Source organism: Halomonas sp. (assembly GCF_014859505.1).
Lineage (GTDB): Bacteria > Pseudomonadota > Gammaproteobacteria > Pseudomonadales > Halomonadaceae > Halomonas.
Window position 1 is genome coordinate 1 of sequence record NZ_JACUUD010000076.1, and the last position, 14,456, is coordinate 14,456.

The window sequence follows — 14,456 nt, forward strand, 5'->3', positions numbered from 1 at the left end:
AGCCGGAAGATTGGAATGACTGGACGACTGAAGACAAGGATGCCTTCATCGATGACTTCAAGGACTTCTTCATCGTAGAGAAAGATGACTTCAATGAAGATGACATAACGGACACCAAGATTCGCCTCGGTGACGACAGCTGGTCGGCCTTGATTATCGGAACAGTTGAAGACGAAGAAATCATCAATCTTTACGATGAGGATAGTATCTGGGACATCGTCGAGGTTGGCTACTACCAGACTCAAGACGACTACAGTAGCTTTGTCGATATAGCATAATCACAGCATCTTCCAAGAGCATAAGGGGCTGCCATCCGGCAGCCCTTCTTGTTTCTCCATCCTGAAGTGTCAACCGCCCCTGATACTTCGGCCTGCCTCACCCCTTTCGCAGCAACTTTCCCATCCCCGACATCCGGCCTCTCATTAGCTCCCTGAGCCGAGCCGCATGGCAATTTTAAGCCGCCGGCTCATCACTTCTCGGTATGGTGCCGCCCCCTCCCTGAAACCTAAACTCACATAAAGCAACACGGGGAAACGCCCCGGACAGTCTGCTGCAGGAAAGAAGCAATCCAACGGCATCGCCAAGGGGGCCGCCATGTCCACCACATCTAAGTCGGACGATCTCGACACCGACCTGCTCGAGACCCGCTTCGCGGCAAGCCGACCACTCCCGGGGGGGCGGTCGGTCGACGGCGAGGAACGGCGTGGCCTGACCCAGGCACCATCTGACCTCGACGACGCCGAGGAATCGGAGGCCGACACGGCAACGCCGCCGGCCGCTGCCGACGACACGCTTCCTGCAGAGGAGACCGACACCGTCGCGGGAGACGACGAGACACCGAGCGGGAGTGCCGACACCCTGCCGGACGAGCCTGCCACCGAGATATCGGCCACGCCGGCGCAGGGCGCTTCCGCCGGCGACGAAGGCCGCCAGCCTGACGAAAACCTTCAAGCAGCCCCTGACGACACCTCTGGCGCTCCCGCCGAAACAAGCGCTGATCCTGAGGTGACAGCAACGGCACTGCCCGAGAACGAGAAAGAGCAAGAGACGACCGCCGACTCGACGCCCGAGCCCGAGCCGAAGGCGGAAGAGACGGCGGCCTCTGCGGAACAGACGCAGGACCCGGCGCTGCTCGACGATGGCGAGATCTTCACCTTCCAGACCCTGGAGAAGGACGCCGAGGACTCATCGGTATTCCTGGCCATGAGCTCCAGCACGACGGACGGGGCGGCGCCGATCACCGCGACGAGCGAGTTCCAGCAGGGCCAGGCTGGCTATGCCGGCGTGGTGGATACCTTTCTCTATGAGGGACAGCCTCGCGCCAACCGAGGCAACCAGAAGACGCTGACCGTCGACAGCGAGGAGCGCCGGGGCGAGATGCAGACCCTCGTGCGCTTCGACGATATCTTCGGTGACGCCGCCGGGCAGGTGCCGCTGGGCGCCACCATCCTCTCCGCCACGCTGGAACTTCAGACGACCACCTCGGGAGACGGTGCCACCCTGCACCGCATGCTCCAGCCCTGGAGCGACGGCGACACCTGGGACAGCCTGCAGAACGGCGTCCAGGCCGATGGCGTCGAGGCCCTGGCACAGGCCGACCTCGAGACGGGTGCCGTCACCACCGGCACCACCCGGCTCGACGTCACCACCAGCCTGCAGGCCTGGGCCGATGGCGAGAATAACCTCGGCTGGGCCTTCCTGCCCCTCGGGCCCGATGGCTGGAGCTTCGACTCGGCGGAGGGAACGTCCCCGCCCAGGCTGATCGTGGAGTACAGCTATGCGCCGGTGGCACCGGTCAACAACCCGCCGGTGGCCATTGACGACACCGTGATGACCCTGGAAGGGAGCGCCGTGCAGATTGCGGTGCTGGCCAACGACAGCGACCCGGACGGCGATCCGCTGACGGTGGGGAACGTCACCCAGCCGAGCAACGGCAGCGTCACCCTCAACCCCGACGGCACCCTCACCTATACCCCGGACGAGGGTTTCTTCGGCAGCGACAGCTTCACCTACCGGGCTTCGGACGGGGAGCTGCTCAGCGACCCCGCCACGGTGATGGTCACCGTCGAGCAGGTGGAGGCGCCGCCACCCGGCAGCACGACCCTGCAGTTCCAGCACGGCAGCGGCGGCTATCTCGGCGTGGTCGACACCTATCTGCATCAGTCGCAGCCGGATACCAGCAAGGCCTCGTCGTCCACGCTGGTGGTGGACAGCGTCGACAGCAGGGGCGAGGTACAGGCCCTGCTGCGCTTCGATGACATCTTCGGCAGCACCACCGGGAAGATCCCCCTGGGCGCCACCATCCTCTCCGCCAGCCTGGTCGTCCAGACGACCAGCAAGGGGGATGGCGCCACCCTGCACCGCATGCTGCAGCCCTGGAGCGATAGCGCGACCTGGAACAGCCTGGAGAACGGCATCCAGGCCGATGGCATCGAGGCGATGATCCCGAGCGACCTCGACACCGGCTTCATCCCGGCCGGCACCACCCAGCTCGATGTCACGACCAGCCTGCAGGCCTGGGCCGACGGCCAGGCCAACCATGGCTGGGCCTTCCTGCCCCTGGGCCCGGACGGCTGGGATTTCCATTCGGCGGAGGGCTCGACCCCGCCGACCCTGATCGTCGAGTACAGCACCGCGGATGGTGACCCCGTCAACAACGCGCCACTGGCCAGTGACGACACCGCCTCGACCACCCAGGGGCTGGCCGTGCAGATCGCGGTGCTGGAGAACGACAGCGACCCGGACGGTGACCCGCTGACGGTGGGCGCCGCCACCCTGCCGGGCAACGGCAGCGTCTCGATCAACGCCGATGGCACCATCACCTATACCCCCGACGCGGGCTTCATCGGCAGCGACAGCTTCACCTACCGCGCCTACGACGGCCGGCGGCTGAGCGACCCCGCGACGGTGGAAGTCGCCGTCAGCCAGGGCGACGGCCCGCCACCGCCGCCGCCCCTGCCGCTGGAGACCTCCTACATCGCCACGGCCTTCGGCACCAACGACCGGCGCAACTTCGAGCACACCAACGCCACCAAGAGCTTCTTCCACAACGGCGAATGGTGGGCCGTGCTGCCGGAGCAGACGGGCTGGCATGTCTATCGCTTCGATGGCTCGCTGCCGGACCCCGGCAGCATGGGGGGGTGGGTCAAGTCGAGCCCGACCATGCTGACCAGCGGGCGCCGGGCCGACATCGCCTGGGACGATGCCACCGACACCCTGTATGTGCTCAACTTCGGGCCCACGGAGACGAGTCCGCGCCTCTTCCAGCTCGGCTACAGCGCCCAGACCGGCACCTTCGAGATCGAGGTCAACGTGCAGCTGGCGGGCTCCGGCGGCAAGCTGACCGGCGCCGAGTGGCAGCGCAATACCGAGATGTCGCTGGGGCTGGACCAGAACGGCAGCCCGGTCGTCGCCATGATCGGCCCCTCGGCCGCCGGGGGCGAATCGGGACTGAAGCTGGCCTCCCCCACCGCCAGCAGCCTCGAAAACTGGGCCACTACCACCATCGATACCGGACCCTCGACCACCGCGGGCAGCAACGGTGACAACAAGGTGGACTTCGTGGCCTTCACGTTGGGGGGAATCGACCACGTCGGGCTGGTCTATGGGGATGACGCGACAGGGCTGTGGAAATTCGCCTACCAGCCGACGCCCTCGTCGCCCGCCGGCTACGGCAGCGGCTGGACGATCGACACCATCACCGACGCGGTGGTGCTGGACAACCACCTCGCCGCGCTATGGGACGGCAGCGCCATCCTGATGACCATGAAGGACGACCAGGACGCCCTCTGGGCGATCAAGGGCATGCCGGGCGAGTGGGCCCCCCCCGTGCTGGTGCATTCGGCGACACACAGCGGGAGCCGCCCGACCCTGGCCTATGACGAGGACAACGAGACGCTGTTCGTCTTCTACCAGGAGAACACCAACCGCCCCTTCGGCGACATCTACTTCAAGGCCACCAGCGCCGGCGAGCTCGCCTTCGACCCCAGCGACCCGGGCACTCTGTACATCACCAGCACGCGAGACGGCGAGAACATGAGCGACCCGCAGATGCCAACCCACTCCGTCGGGGAGGCAACCGACGGCATGTTCTTCGTCTTCGCCCGCAACCAGGAGGCCCGCGAGATCTGGTACAACGACTTCCAGCTCGCCGACGACTGGCTGATTGCCTGACGATGACCACCGACAGGCCAGGAAGGCACCGGGTCACTCCTCGCGAATGGCCCGGGCCAGCATGTCGGTGATGGGCTTGGCGATATAGCTGGCGAAGGTGCGCTCGCCGGTGCGGATCATCACTTCGGCGGGCATGCCGGCAAGCAGCTGCATCGACTCGGTCATCGTCGCAAGCCCCGTCTCGGTGACCCGCAGGCGCACCCGGTAGAAGCGCGCGCCGGTGGCCTCGTCCACCTGGCTGTCGGCGCTGACCAGGATCACCTCGGCGGGTATCACGTTGGTCAGCCGCTGGTTGAAGGCGGAGAAGCGGATTTCCGCCGGCTGGCCGGCATAGAGCTGGTTGACGTCGCGGTCCGGCACCCGGGCCTCCACCACGAAGCGGTCGTTGCCCGGCACGATATCGAGCAGCGGGTCGCCGCTGCGCACCACGTCGCCGATGGAGTGCACGCGGCGCTCCACCACGCTGCCGGCCACCGGCGCGGTGACGATGCTGCGCCCCACCTGGTCCGCGAGGGTGGTGACGCGCTCCTCGGCCTCGGTCACCCGCGCCTGGGCCTCGCGCAGCTGCTCGCCCACCTCCTTGTGGAACTCCTGGTCGCGGATCTCACGCTGCATGCGGTTCTCGCTCACCTGGGAGGCGAGCCGGGAGATCTCGGTACGGCGGCTGGCGATTTCACCCTCCAGCTCCAGCCGGTCGCGCTCCACCTCGCGCAGGCGCTGGTTATTGACCATGCCCTTCTCGAAGAGCCCGCGCAGGTCGCGCTCCTCCTCGCGCAGCGAGGCCGCATGACGCTCATTGATACGAATCACCTCCTCCAGCCCCGTGATCTGGCGTCGCAGCTGCTCGGCCTGCTCGTCCAGCGCCTCCAGGGTCGCGCGATGGGACTGGCCACGGGCGGCAAACAGCGCCTGCTGCACCGCCAGCACCTCCTGCACCCGCGGCAGGTCGCTGGCGGTGAGCTCCTCGGGCAGCACCAGCGTCTCGGCGCCGCGCTGCTCCGCCAGCAGGCGCAGTTCGGTGGCGCGGCCGACCAGGTACTGAGTGCGCACGATCTGCAGTTCAGCGCGGGCCTGGATGTCGTCGATCACCACCAGCGGCTGGCCGGCCTCGACCCGGTCGCCATCGGCCACCAGGATCTCGCGCACGATGCCCCCCTCCAGATGCTGGACGGTGCGCCGGAAGGACTCCACCGCCACATGTCCCGGGGCCACTACCGCCACCGCCAGGGAGGCGGTGGTGGCCCAGAGGAGGAAGCCCCCCAGCCCAACGCCGAGAATCAGCATGCCCAGGCGGCGATAGCCGCGGTCGCTGACCGGCACCTTCTCGCTGAACTCGCCCTCCAGAGTGGCGGGGGTGACATCGATCTCGGCGCGGTCCGGCACGCCGCCGCGGTGTTCGGCAGGGACGCTGTGCTTGTCCTGATCGCTCATGAGGCCTCTTCCTCGAAGGTCCCATCGCCGCCCGGGTGGTTCTCGCCCGCGGCCACGGCCACCGCCGCTCGGCCGGCACGGACGACCCGCGCCTGGGGTGCCGGCTGGCCCTGCATGCGCTCCATCACCTGGGCGGTGGGGCCATAGAGATGGATCTGCCCCTCGCGCAGCACGAGCAGGCGGTCCATGCCGCGCAGCAGGCTGACGCGATGGCTGATCACGAAGAGCGTGACGCCATCAGCCTTGAGGCGCCGGATTGCCTCGGCCAGGGCGCGCTCACCGGCGTCATCGAGGCTGGCATTGGGCTCGTCGAGCACCACCAGCACCGGGTTGCCGTAGAGCGCCCGAGCCAGGGCGATGCGCTGGCGCTGGCCGCCGGAGAGCGCGCCGCCGCCGACCGAGATCACGGTGTCATAGCCCTCCGGCAGCGCCAGGATCATCTCGTGGACGCCGGCCTTGCGGGCCGCCACCACCACCCGCTCCGGGTCCACCTCGCCGAAGCGGGCGATGTTCTCGGCCAGGGTGCCGTCGAACAGCTCGATATCCTGGGGCAGGTAGCCGACATGGGGGCCCAGCGCCTCGCGATTCCAGTGCTCGATGTCGGCGCCATCCAGGCGCACGGTACCGGCCAGGGTCGGCCAGACGCCGAGCAGCACCCGCGCCAGGGTCGACTTGCCCGCCGCGCTGGGACCGATGATGCCGACGTGGACGCCGGCCGGCGCCGCGAACTGCACCCCGCGCAGGGTCGGCGCGCGCAGGCCGGGCGGCGCCGCGGCCACGCCCTCCAGCACCACCTCACCCCTGGGCGCCGGCAGCGACATCCGGGCCGGCTCGCCGGGGGTGCGCACCAGCAACTCCTGGAGGCGGCCATGGGCCCCCCGGGCGGCCACGAAGCCCTTCCAGGTGCCGATCATGCGGTCGATGGGCGCCAGGGCGCGGCCCATGATGATGGAGCCGGCGATCATCATCCCCGGGGTCAGCTCGGCGCGCAGCACCAGCCAGGCCCCCAGGCCGAGGATCAGCGACTGGGCCAGCAGGCGCAGGGTCTTGGAGGTGTTGCTCAGGCTGTCTGCGCGGTCGGCGGCGCGTGACTGCCCGGCGAGATAGTCGTGGTGACGGCGCGCCCAGCGCCCCATGATGCCGGGCAGCATGCCCATGGCGTGGAGCACCTCGGCGTTGCGCAGGTTGGCGCCGGCCAGCTCCTGGGCCTTGATGTGCTCGGCGTTGGCGGCGGCCTGCAGCGGCTGGGTCAGCTTCTCGTTGGCCACGGCCAGCACCATCAGCAAGACCGCCGCCCCGGTGGCGAAGAGGCCGAGCCAGGGGTGCAGCAGGAAGAGCACCGCCAGGTAGATGGGGACCCAGGGCGCATCGAAGAAGGCCACCAGGCCGCTGCCGGCGAAGAACTGGCGCAGGGTGCCGAGATCGCTCAGCGGCTGGGCCGACTGGCGCCCCTCGGTCATCAGGCTGCGACGGAACATGGCGCGATAGAGGTGGGCGCTGAGCAGGGTGTCGAGGCGATTGCCGACCCGCACCAGCATGCGCGAGCGCACCAGCTCCAGCAGCCCCATCACCGCGAACAGGAAGACCACCACCAGGGTCAGCATCAGCAGGGTCTCGCCGCTCTGGGTGGAGAGCACCCGGTCGTAGACCTGCAGCATGTAGATGGCCGGCACCAGCATCAGCAGGTTCACGAACAGGCTGAAGAAGCCCACCGACAGGAAGGAGCCGCGGCACGCCTTCAAGGCCTGCTGCAGCGCTGTCGCACCCTGCTGTTCCGCCATGCTACCCATCCCCCGCCGTCACGCCTGCCCTCGGGGGCTTGGCCCGGGGCTTGTTTACGAAAAATAACAGACTGGACGACAAAGCGACAGATGTCAGTGCGGCAAAACGACCGCGCCCCGCACCGAGTAAACGGTGCGGGGCGCTGTCAGAGGGCCGGCTCACGCCGCCGGTTGGTCAGCGACCGGGCGGCTCGGCGGAGGGCCGGTTCAGCGGTAGACGGGGAAGTTGGCGCAGACGGCCTCGACCTTGCCCTTCACCTCGGCCTCGATGGCGCCGGAGTCCTCGCCCCTGCCCATCACGTCGAGGATGTCGCAGATCCAGCCGGCGAGCTCACGGCACTCGCCCTCGCCGAAGCCGCGGGTGGTCACCGCCGGGGTGCCGATGCGCAGGCCGGAGGTGACGAAGGGGCTCTGGGGGTCGCCCGGCACGGCGTTCTTGTTGACGGTGATATGGGCGCGGCCCAGGGCGGCGTCCGCGTCCTTGCCGGTCAAGCCCTGCTTGATCAGCGAGAGCAGGAAGAGGTGGTCCTCGGTGCCGCCGGAGACGATGTCGAAGCCGCGCTCGATGAAGACGCCGGCCATGGTCTGGGCGTTCTTGACCACCTGCTGCTGGTAGGTCTTGAACTCGGGGTCCATGGCCTCCTTGAAGCAGATCGCCTTGGCGGCGATGACGTGCTCCAGGGGACCGCCCTGGCTGCCCGGGAAGACCGCGGACTGCAGTTTCTTCTCGATGTCGGCGTCACCCTCGGCGGAGAGAATCAGGCCGCCGCGGGGGCCGCGCAGGGTCTTGTGGGTGGTGGTGGTGACCACGTGGGCGTGGGGCAGTGGGGTCGGGTAGACACCGGCGGCCACCAGGCCGGCCACGTGGGCCATGTCGACCAGCAGGTAGGCGCCCACCTCGTCGGCGATCTCGCGGAACTTCGCCCAGTCGATGATCTGGGAGTAGGCGGAGAAGCCGGCGATGATCATCTTCGGCTGGTGCTCGCGGGCAAGCCTGGCCACTTCCGCGTAGTCGATGCGGCCGCTCTCGTCGATCCCGTACTGCACGGCGTTGTAGTGCTTGCCGGAGAAGTTGGGCTTGGCGCCGTGGGTCAGGTGGCCGCCGGCGTCGAGGCTCATGCCCAGCACGGTGTCACCCGGCTTGACCAGCGCCTGGAAGACGGCGCCGTTGGCCTGGGAGCCGGAGTGGGGCTGGACGTTGGCGTAGGTGGCGCCGAACAGCTCCTTGGCGTAGTCGATGGCCAGCTGCTCGACGATGTCGACGTACTCGCACCCGCCGTAGTAGCGCTTGCCGGGGTAGCCTTCCGCGTACTTGTTGGTGAGCTGGCTGCCCTGGGCTTCCATCACCCTGGGGCTTGCGTAGTTCTCGGAGGCGATCAGCTCGATGTGCGCTTCCTGGCGCGCGACTTCCTTCTGCATCGCGTCGAACAGCACGTCATCGAAACCGGCAATCGTCATGTCGCGGCTGAACATGGGCGGGGAACCTCGCATCAAGGGGAAATCTGAGGCCGACATGATACCCCAGCCCCGAAGCGCTTTCATATGAAACGCCATCATCCCGAGCTGCAGACGATTCATCTTGCCCCCCGCGTCCGGTGCCCTCTTCAGCGGGTCTCGATGCGCAGGTCGAGGCGCTCGGGCAGCGCACGTTGCGCCGTGGCGCGGATGGAGCGAGACATGGATCACCTCCTGTGTGATCAAGAAAAAGAAAGGAACTGCCAGTGAGCCTAGCTCAGACGGCCGAGGCGAGGCGCGCCTCGAGCCGCTCGTTGACCTGCTCCAGCACGGCCAGCCGGGCGCGACGCTTGTCGTCGCAGGCGATCAACGACCACTCGGCGCCGGGGAGATGAGTGCGGGCGAACATCTCGTCGATGGCGCCCTGGTAGTCATCCCAGCGCTCGCGGTTGCGCCAGTCCTCGTCGGTGAGCTTGTGGCGCTTGTGGGGGGTGGCGGCACGGGCCTCGAAACGCCTGAGCTGCTCGTCTTTCTCGATGGCGAGGAACAGCTTGATCAGCACCCCGCCATGGGCCAGCAGCTGCTGTTCGAAGTGGCGAATCTCACCAAAGGCACGCCGCCACTGGGTCTCGGAGGCCAGACCCTCGACCCGCTCCACCAGCACGCGCCCGTACCAGCTGCGATCGAAGATGGCGATGCGGCCATCGATCGGCAGGCGGCGCCAGAAGCGCCAGCCCCAGGGCAGCGCCAGCTCCTCGTCGCTGGGCGCGCCGATGCGGTGTACCCGGTACTGGCGGGCATCCAGCGCCGCGGTGACCCGATGGATGCTGCCCCCCTTCCCCGCCGCGTCGTGGCCCTCGAAGGCGATCACCACCGGGATGCGCCGCCGGGCGATCTCCCGGGCGTTGGCGGCCAGGCGAGCCTGACCGCGGACGAGACGCTCGCGGTAGGCGGACTTGTCGAGGCGCTCCTCCACCGCAGCGTCGGCGCGACCCAGCGAGGGAACCCCGGACGCATCCTTCGGCAGCACCGAAAGCTTCGCCGCCGGCGGCTCGGGTGGATCTTCCATGACCGCCAGCAGGGCACGGCCGACCCGGCCAAGCTGCTCGCCCGGCTCGCGGAAGGGGAGCCGCAGCCAGGGGGCATGGGGCGCCTCGGTGTCGTGGCGCAGCGTCTTGCCGATCGCCTCGATGGCGTCATGTTGGACGTGGCGCTGCCACTCGCTCGGCCCGACCTGCCAGGCGCGCGCCGGGTCCTGCTGAAGTTCGGCCAGGTGGCGGCGCTGCTCGCGACGGCCGATGTCGGTCCACAGCTTGAGCAGCACCACCCCCTCGGCGGCCAGCTCGGCCTCGAAGTGGCGAATCTGCTCGAGGCGGTCCTGGAAGGCGCCGGGAGAGAGCCTGCGCTCTGCACGGGCGAACAGCGCATCGCCGTACCAGCCGTGGATGAAGATGCCGATGCGGCCGCGATCGGGAATCCGCCGCCAATAGCGCCACCAGTAGGGGCGCGACTGCTCCTCGCTGCTCGGTCCCAGGGCGTGCACCTCGGTGTGGCGGTTCTCCAGCCAGTGGTTGAGCCGGTTGACCACCTGTCCCTTGTGGGTCACCGCATGGCCGGTGAGCAGCAGGATCACCGAGCGCTGCTTCTCTCGGGCCAGGGAGAGCTGGGCATCCAGCAGCCGGTAGCGCAAGGTGTCGGTCTTCATGCGTTTCCCTCCCGTATCGCCCCTCACGCCTCGCCCAGCAGGTCGAGGCTCGCCGCCGGGGCCTGGCGGCGCAGGTCCCGGGAGAGCAGGTGTCCGATGGCACCGATCAGGAGCGCCCCGCCCAGCGGCAGCGCCAGCCACAGCCCGAGGTGCAGGCGCGGCGTCAGGTCGAACCATGCCAGGTAGATGGCCGCGGTGGCCAGCTCCGCCAGCAGCGCCCCCATCAGGCCGCTGGCCAGGCCCAGGATGGCGAACTCCGCTCCCTGCACCCGTGAGAGCATGCGGTTGCTTGCGCCGAACACCCGCAAGAGACCGCTCTCGTGGGCGCGCACCGGGCGGCTGGCGGTCAGGGCCGCGTAGAGCACGCTGACCCCGGCCAGCAGCACGAAGACCAGCACCAGTTCCACGGCGCGGGTCACCTGGGTGAGCAGCTCGCGCACCTGGGCGAGGATGGCATCGACGTTGAGCAGCGAGACCCCGGGGAAGGCCTGCACCAGCTCGCGCAGGGTGGTGGTCTCCCCCGCATCCAGGTGGAAGGCGGTGATGTAGCTGTGGCCGAAGCGCTCAAGCACCCCGGGCGGAAAGATCACGAAGAAGTTGGGCTGGAAGCTGTCCCAGTCCAGATCGCGCAGGCTGGCAATCTCGCCGATGATCTCCTCGCTGCCGATGGTGAAGGTCAGGGTATCGCCGAGGGCCAGGCCGAAACGCTCGACCAGGCCATCCTCCACGGAGATCGGCACCCGCTCCACGCTGGGCTCGGCGGCCACCTCGCCCAGCCAGCCGCCCGGTTCGGCGCCCTCCAGGGTGTCGAACCACTGCCCCGCCACCAGGCGGTTGCCCTCCGGCAGGGTCTCGCGCCAGGTGAGGTTGAGCTCCCGGCGCAGGGTGTTGTCGCCGCGGGCATCCGCCGGCACCACCTCCCGGGGCGGCAGGTCGTTGATGGCGGTGATGCGCCCGCGCACCATGGGATAGAGAGCACTGCGCGCGTCGGCGGCGCTGCCCAGGGTCGTCTCGAACGCCTCGCGCTCGTGGGGCTGGATGTTGATGGCGAAGTAGTTGGGCGTGTCCTCCGGCAGCTGGGCCTCCCAGGTGGTCAGCAGGTCGCCGCGCACCAGGGCGATCATCGCCATGGCGAAGAAGGTGACCGAGAAGGCCAGCAGCTGGCCGAGGCTCGCCGTGCGTCGTCGCGCCAACTGGGCCCCGCCCAGGCGCAGCGCCTGGGTCAGGTCGGCCTCGCCGCCGCGGCGCGGCAGACGGGCGGTGAGGCGCAGCACCCCCGTGAGCAGCAGCGACCCGAGCCCCCACAGCACCACCAGCATGACCAGGCCGCCCAGCAGCAGCCCCACGGAGAGACCGAGGTCGCCGGAGTAGAGCCACAGCAGGGCCCCGAACACGGCGCTGGCTACCGCCACCACCAGCCAGGCCGAGGCCGGCAAGGGGTCGAGTTCGCGGCGCAGCACCTTGAGCGCGCTGACCTTCTTGAGGCGCAGCAGGGTCGGCCCGGCGAAGCCCACCAGCACGGCCAGGGCGGTGAGCACGCCGAGCCACAGCGGCAGCGCCCCGGGGGGTGGTAGCTCCATGGGCAGGAAGGCGGTGAGCAGCGCCAGCAGACCCGCCTGGCCGGCCAGCCCCAGCAAGGCCCCCACCGCCGAGGCGGCCAGCGCCAGCCACAGCAGTTGCAGGCTGAACAGCCGCGTCAGCTCCCCCTGGGTGGCGCCGAAGCAGCGCATCAGCGCCGCGGTATCCAGGTGGCGATCCACGTAGCGCCGCGTGGCCATGGCCACCGCCACGCCGGCCAGCAGCACGGCGGCCAGTCCCGCCAGGCTCAGGAAGCGCTCGGCGCGCTCCAGGGCGTTGCCCAGCTGGGGGCGGTCGCGGCGCACGTCACGCACCTCGATGCCGTCCCGGCGCAGCTGGGTCAGCAGCGGCGCCAGCTCGTCGATGATCTCCGGCGGCCCGGCGGCCAGCAGCTCATGGGAGACCCGCGAGCCGTCCTGCACCAGGTTGGAGGCGGCGAGGTCCGCGGCATGCATCATCAGCCGCGGGTTGAAGTTGCCGAAGCCGCCGGACTGGTCGGGCTCGCGCTCGACCAGCCCCGCCACGGTGAGCTCGGTCTCGCCCACCTGCACCCGGTCGCCGATCTCGGCCTCGAGCAGCAGCGCCAGGCGCGGCGCCAGCCACGCCTCTCCCGGGGCCGGGCCCCGGGCCACTACCTCGGTGCCCTCGCCCAGGTCCACGTGGACCCCGCCGTAGAGCGGGTAGCGCTGGTCCACCACCTTGAGGCTGGCGGGCTGGAAGGCGTCCCCGAAGCTGACCATGGAGACCATGCCCACCTGATCGGCGAGCACCAGCCCGGCCTCCTCCAGGGTCTGGCGCAGCTCGCTGCCGAAGGGGCGGCCCTGCTCCAGCACCAGGTCGCCGCCCAGCAGCTGGCTGGCCTGGCGCTCCAGGCCTCGGTCCAGGCGGTCCAGGAAGAAGCCGATCATGGTGGAGGCGGCCACCGCCAGGGCGAGCGCCACGAACAGGGCGCGCACGTCGGCGGCGCGCAGGTCGCGGACCAGCCCCCGGGCGGAGTAGCGCGCCAGGCGCAGGGCGGTCAGGCTCATGCGCTCACCTCGTCGAGGTGCAGGGTCTCCAGGCGGCCGTGGTCCAGGCGCAGGCAGCGGTCGCAGCGCCGGGCCAGGGCGTGGTCGTGGGTGACCAGCACCAGGGTGGTGCCGGCCTCGCGGTTGAGCGAGAAGAGGGTCTCGATGATGCGCTCGCCGGTGTCCGGGTCGAGGTTGCCGGTGGGCTCGTCGGCGAACACCAGCTCGGCACCGGTGACGAAGGCCCGGGCCAGGGCGACCCGCTGCTGCTCGCCACCGGAGAGCTGCTTGGGCAGGTGGTCGAGGCGCTCGCCCAGGCCCACCCGCGTAAGCCACTCCCGGGCGCGGGCCTCGGTGCCGGGGCGCGGCGAGAGCTCCAGCGGCAGCATCACGTTCTCCAGTGCGGTGAGGGTCGGCAGCAGCTGGAAGTTCTGGAACACGAAGCCCACCCGGCCGGCGCGCAGCCGGGCCCGGCCATCCTCGTCCAGCGCGGCGAGGGACTGCCCGAACATGGAGAGCTCGCCGCCGGTGGGCAGGTCGAGACCGGCCAGCAGGCCCAGCAGGGTCGACTTGCCTGCGCCGCTCTGGCCGAGGATCGCCACCGTCTCGCCGGGGAACACCGAGAGGGCCAGATCACTCAGAATGGTGAGCTGCCGGTCGCCGCTCCTGACCTGCTTGGCCAGGTGCTCGGCGTGTAGAATCGGTGTCATGTCCATACGAGAGGTGTCGTTCATGTTGAAGGGATTCCCTGAGGTTGCGTTGCGTCGATTCTCCGCCTGGCTGCTTGTCCTGCCCCTGACGATAGCCCTGGGCGCTGCCGCGGCGCTGGCCGAGGCACGCCCCACCCTGCTGGTGATGGGCGACAGCCTGAGCGCGGCCTACGGCATCGAGGCCGATGAGGGTTGGGTCAGTCTGCTGGAAGCGCGCCTCGACGGAAAGGCGCGGGTGGTCAACGCCAGCATCAGCGGCGAGACCAGCGCCGGTGGCGCCAGCCGCCTGCCCGAGCTAATCGGACAGCATGCCCCCGACATTGTTCTGCTCGAACTGGGCGGCAACGACGGCCTGCGCGGCCTGCCGCCGGGCCAGTTCGGGGCCAACATGACGCGCATGGTCGAGGCGAGCCTCGACTCGGGCGCCAAGGTGCTGCTGCTCGGCATCGACATCCCGCCCAACTATGGCCAGGCCTACCGGGACGCCTTCACCGGGGTCTACCATCGCCTGGCCGACGACTTCGACCTGCCGCTGGTGCCCTTCCTGCTGGAGGGCATCGCCCTGGACGAGACGCTGATGCAGGGCGACGGCATCCACCCCACGGCCGCCGCCCAG

At 69.3% G+C, this 14,456-nt stretch carries 9 protein-coding genes; 3 read left to right on the forward strand and 6 right to left on the reverse strand.

What is annotated here, in order from left to right; genetic code table 11:
• Both IBX53_RS10780 and IBX53_RS10785 read left to right on the forward strand, forming a co-directional pair.
• Positions 1 to 278 (forward strand): hypothetical protein (locus IBX53_RS10780; protein ID WP_290909027.1); only part of this gene is annotated, 278 nt, incomplete at its 5' end.
• 316 nt (positions 279 to 594) lie between these two features.
• Positions 595 to 4,173 carry an Ig-like domain-containing protein gene (locus IBX53_RS10785; RefSeq protein ID WP_290909029.1) on the forward strand — a complete coding sequence of 1,193 codons (3,579 nt, stop codon included), beginning with the start codon at positions 595 to 597 and terminating at the stop codon, positions 4,171 to 4,173.
• Positions 4,174 to 4,206: 33 nt separating this feature from the next.
• On the opposite strand, the gene IBX53_RS10790 is transcribed toward IBX53_RS10785, so the two are convergent.
• The 6 genes from IBX53_RS10790 to IBX53_RS10815 all read right to left on the reverse strand — a co-directional run bounded on the left by IBX53_RS10790 (position 4,207) and on the right by IBX53_RS10815 (position 13,864).
• Entirely contained in the window at positions 4,207 to 5,604 is a 1,398-nt protein-coding gene (locus tag IBX53_RS10790) for an HlyD family type I secretion periplasmic adaptor subunit (RefSeq protein WP_290909030.1), read from the reverse strand.
• Positions 5,601 to 7,385 carry a type I secretion system permease/ATPase gene (locus IBX53_RS10795; RefSeq protein WP_290909032.1) on the reverse strand — a complete coding sequence of 595 codons (1,785 nt, stop codon included), beginning with the start codon at positions 7,383 to 7,385 and terminating at the stop codon, positions 5,601 to 5,603. Before IBX53_RS10795 ends, IBX53_RS10790 begins: the two co-directional genes overlap by 4 nt.
• Positions 7,386 to 7,592: 207 nt before the next feature.
• Positions 7,593 to 8,858, reverse strand: a complete 1,266-nt coding sequence (gene glyA, locus IBX53_RS10800) for a serine hydroxymethyltransferase (RefSeq protein ID WP_290909034.1) — start codon at positions 8,856 to 8,858, stop codon at positions 7,593 to 7,595.
• A 259-nt stretch (positions 8,859 to 9,117) separates the two neighbouring features.
• Entirely contained in the window at positions 9,118 to 10,545 is a 1,428-nt protein-coding gene (locus IBX53_RS10805; RefSeq protein ID WP_290909036.1) for a polyphosphate kinase, read from the reverse strand.
• Positions 10,546 to 10,568: 23 nt separating this feature from the next.
• Entirely contained in the window at positions 10,569 to 13,151 is a 2,583-nt protein-coding gene (locus IBX53_RS10810) for an FtsX-like permease family protein (RefSeq protein ID WP_290909038.1), read from the reverse strand.
• Positions 13,148 to 13,864, reverse strand: coding sequence for an ABC transporter ATP-binding protein (locus IBX53_RS10815; RefSeq protein WP_290909040.1), 717 nt, complete (start codon positions 13,862 to 13,864; stop codon positions 13,148 to 13,150). The genes IBX53_RS10810 and IBX53_RS10815 overlap by 4 nt, the downstream gene beginning before the upstream one ends.
• Between IBX53_RS10815 and IBX53_RS10820 the strand changes: the two genes are divergently transcribed.
• On the forward strand, positions 13,863 to 14,456 hold a 594-nt coding region (locus IBX53_RS10820), incomplete at its 3' end, for an arylesterase (RefSeq protein ID WP_290909043.1). The genes IBX53_RS10815 and IBX53_RS10820 overlap by 2 nt on opposite strands.

Coding starts and splice junctions, on each gene's coding strand:
- IBX53_RS10785 (WP_290909029.1), top strand. CDS start 595: ATGTCCACCACATCTAAGTCGGACGATCTCGACACCGACCTGCTCGAG.
- IBX53_RS10790 (WP_290909030.1), bottom strand. CDS start 5,604: ATGAGCGATCAGGACAAGCACAGCGTCCCTGCCGAACACCGCGGCGGC.
- IBX53_RS10795 (WP_290909032.1), bottom strand. CDS start 7,385: ATGGCGGAACAGCAGGGTGCGACAGCGCTGCAGCAGGCCTTGAAGGCG.
- glyA (WP_290909034.1), bottom strand. CDS start 8,858: ATGTTCAGCCGCGACATGACGATTGCCGGTTTCGATGACGTGCTGTTC.
- IBX53_RS10805 (WP_290909036.1), bottom strand. CDS start 10,545: ATGAAGACCGACACCTTGCGCTACCGGCTGCTGGATGCCCAGCTCTCC.
- IBX53_RS10810 (WP_290909038.1), bottom strand. CDS start 13,151: ATGAGCCTGACCGCCCTGCGCCTGGCGCGCTACTCCGCCCGGGGGCTG.
- IBX53_RS10815 (WP_290909040.1), bottom strand. CDS start 13,864: ATGAACGACACCTCTCGTATGGACATGACACCGATTCTACACGCCGAG.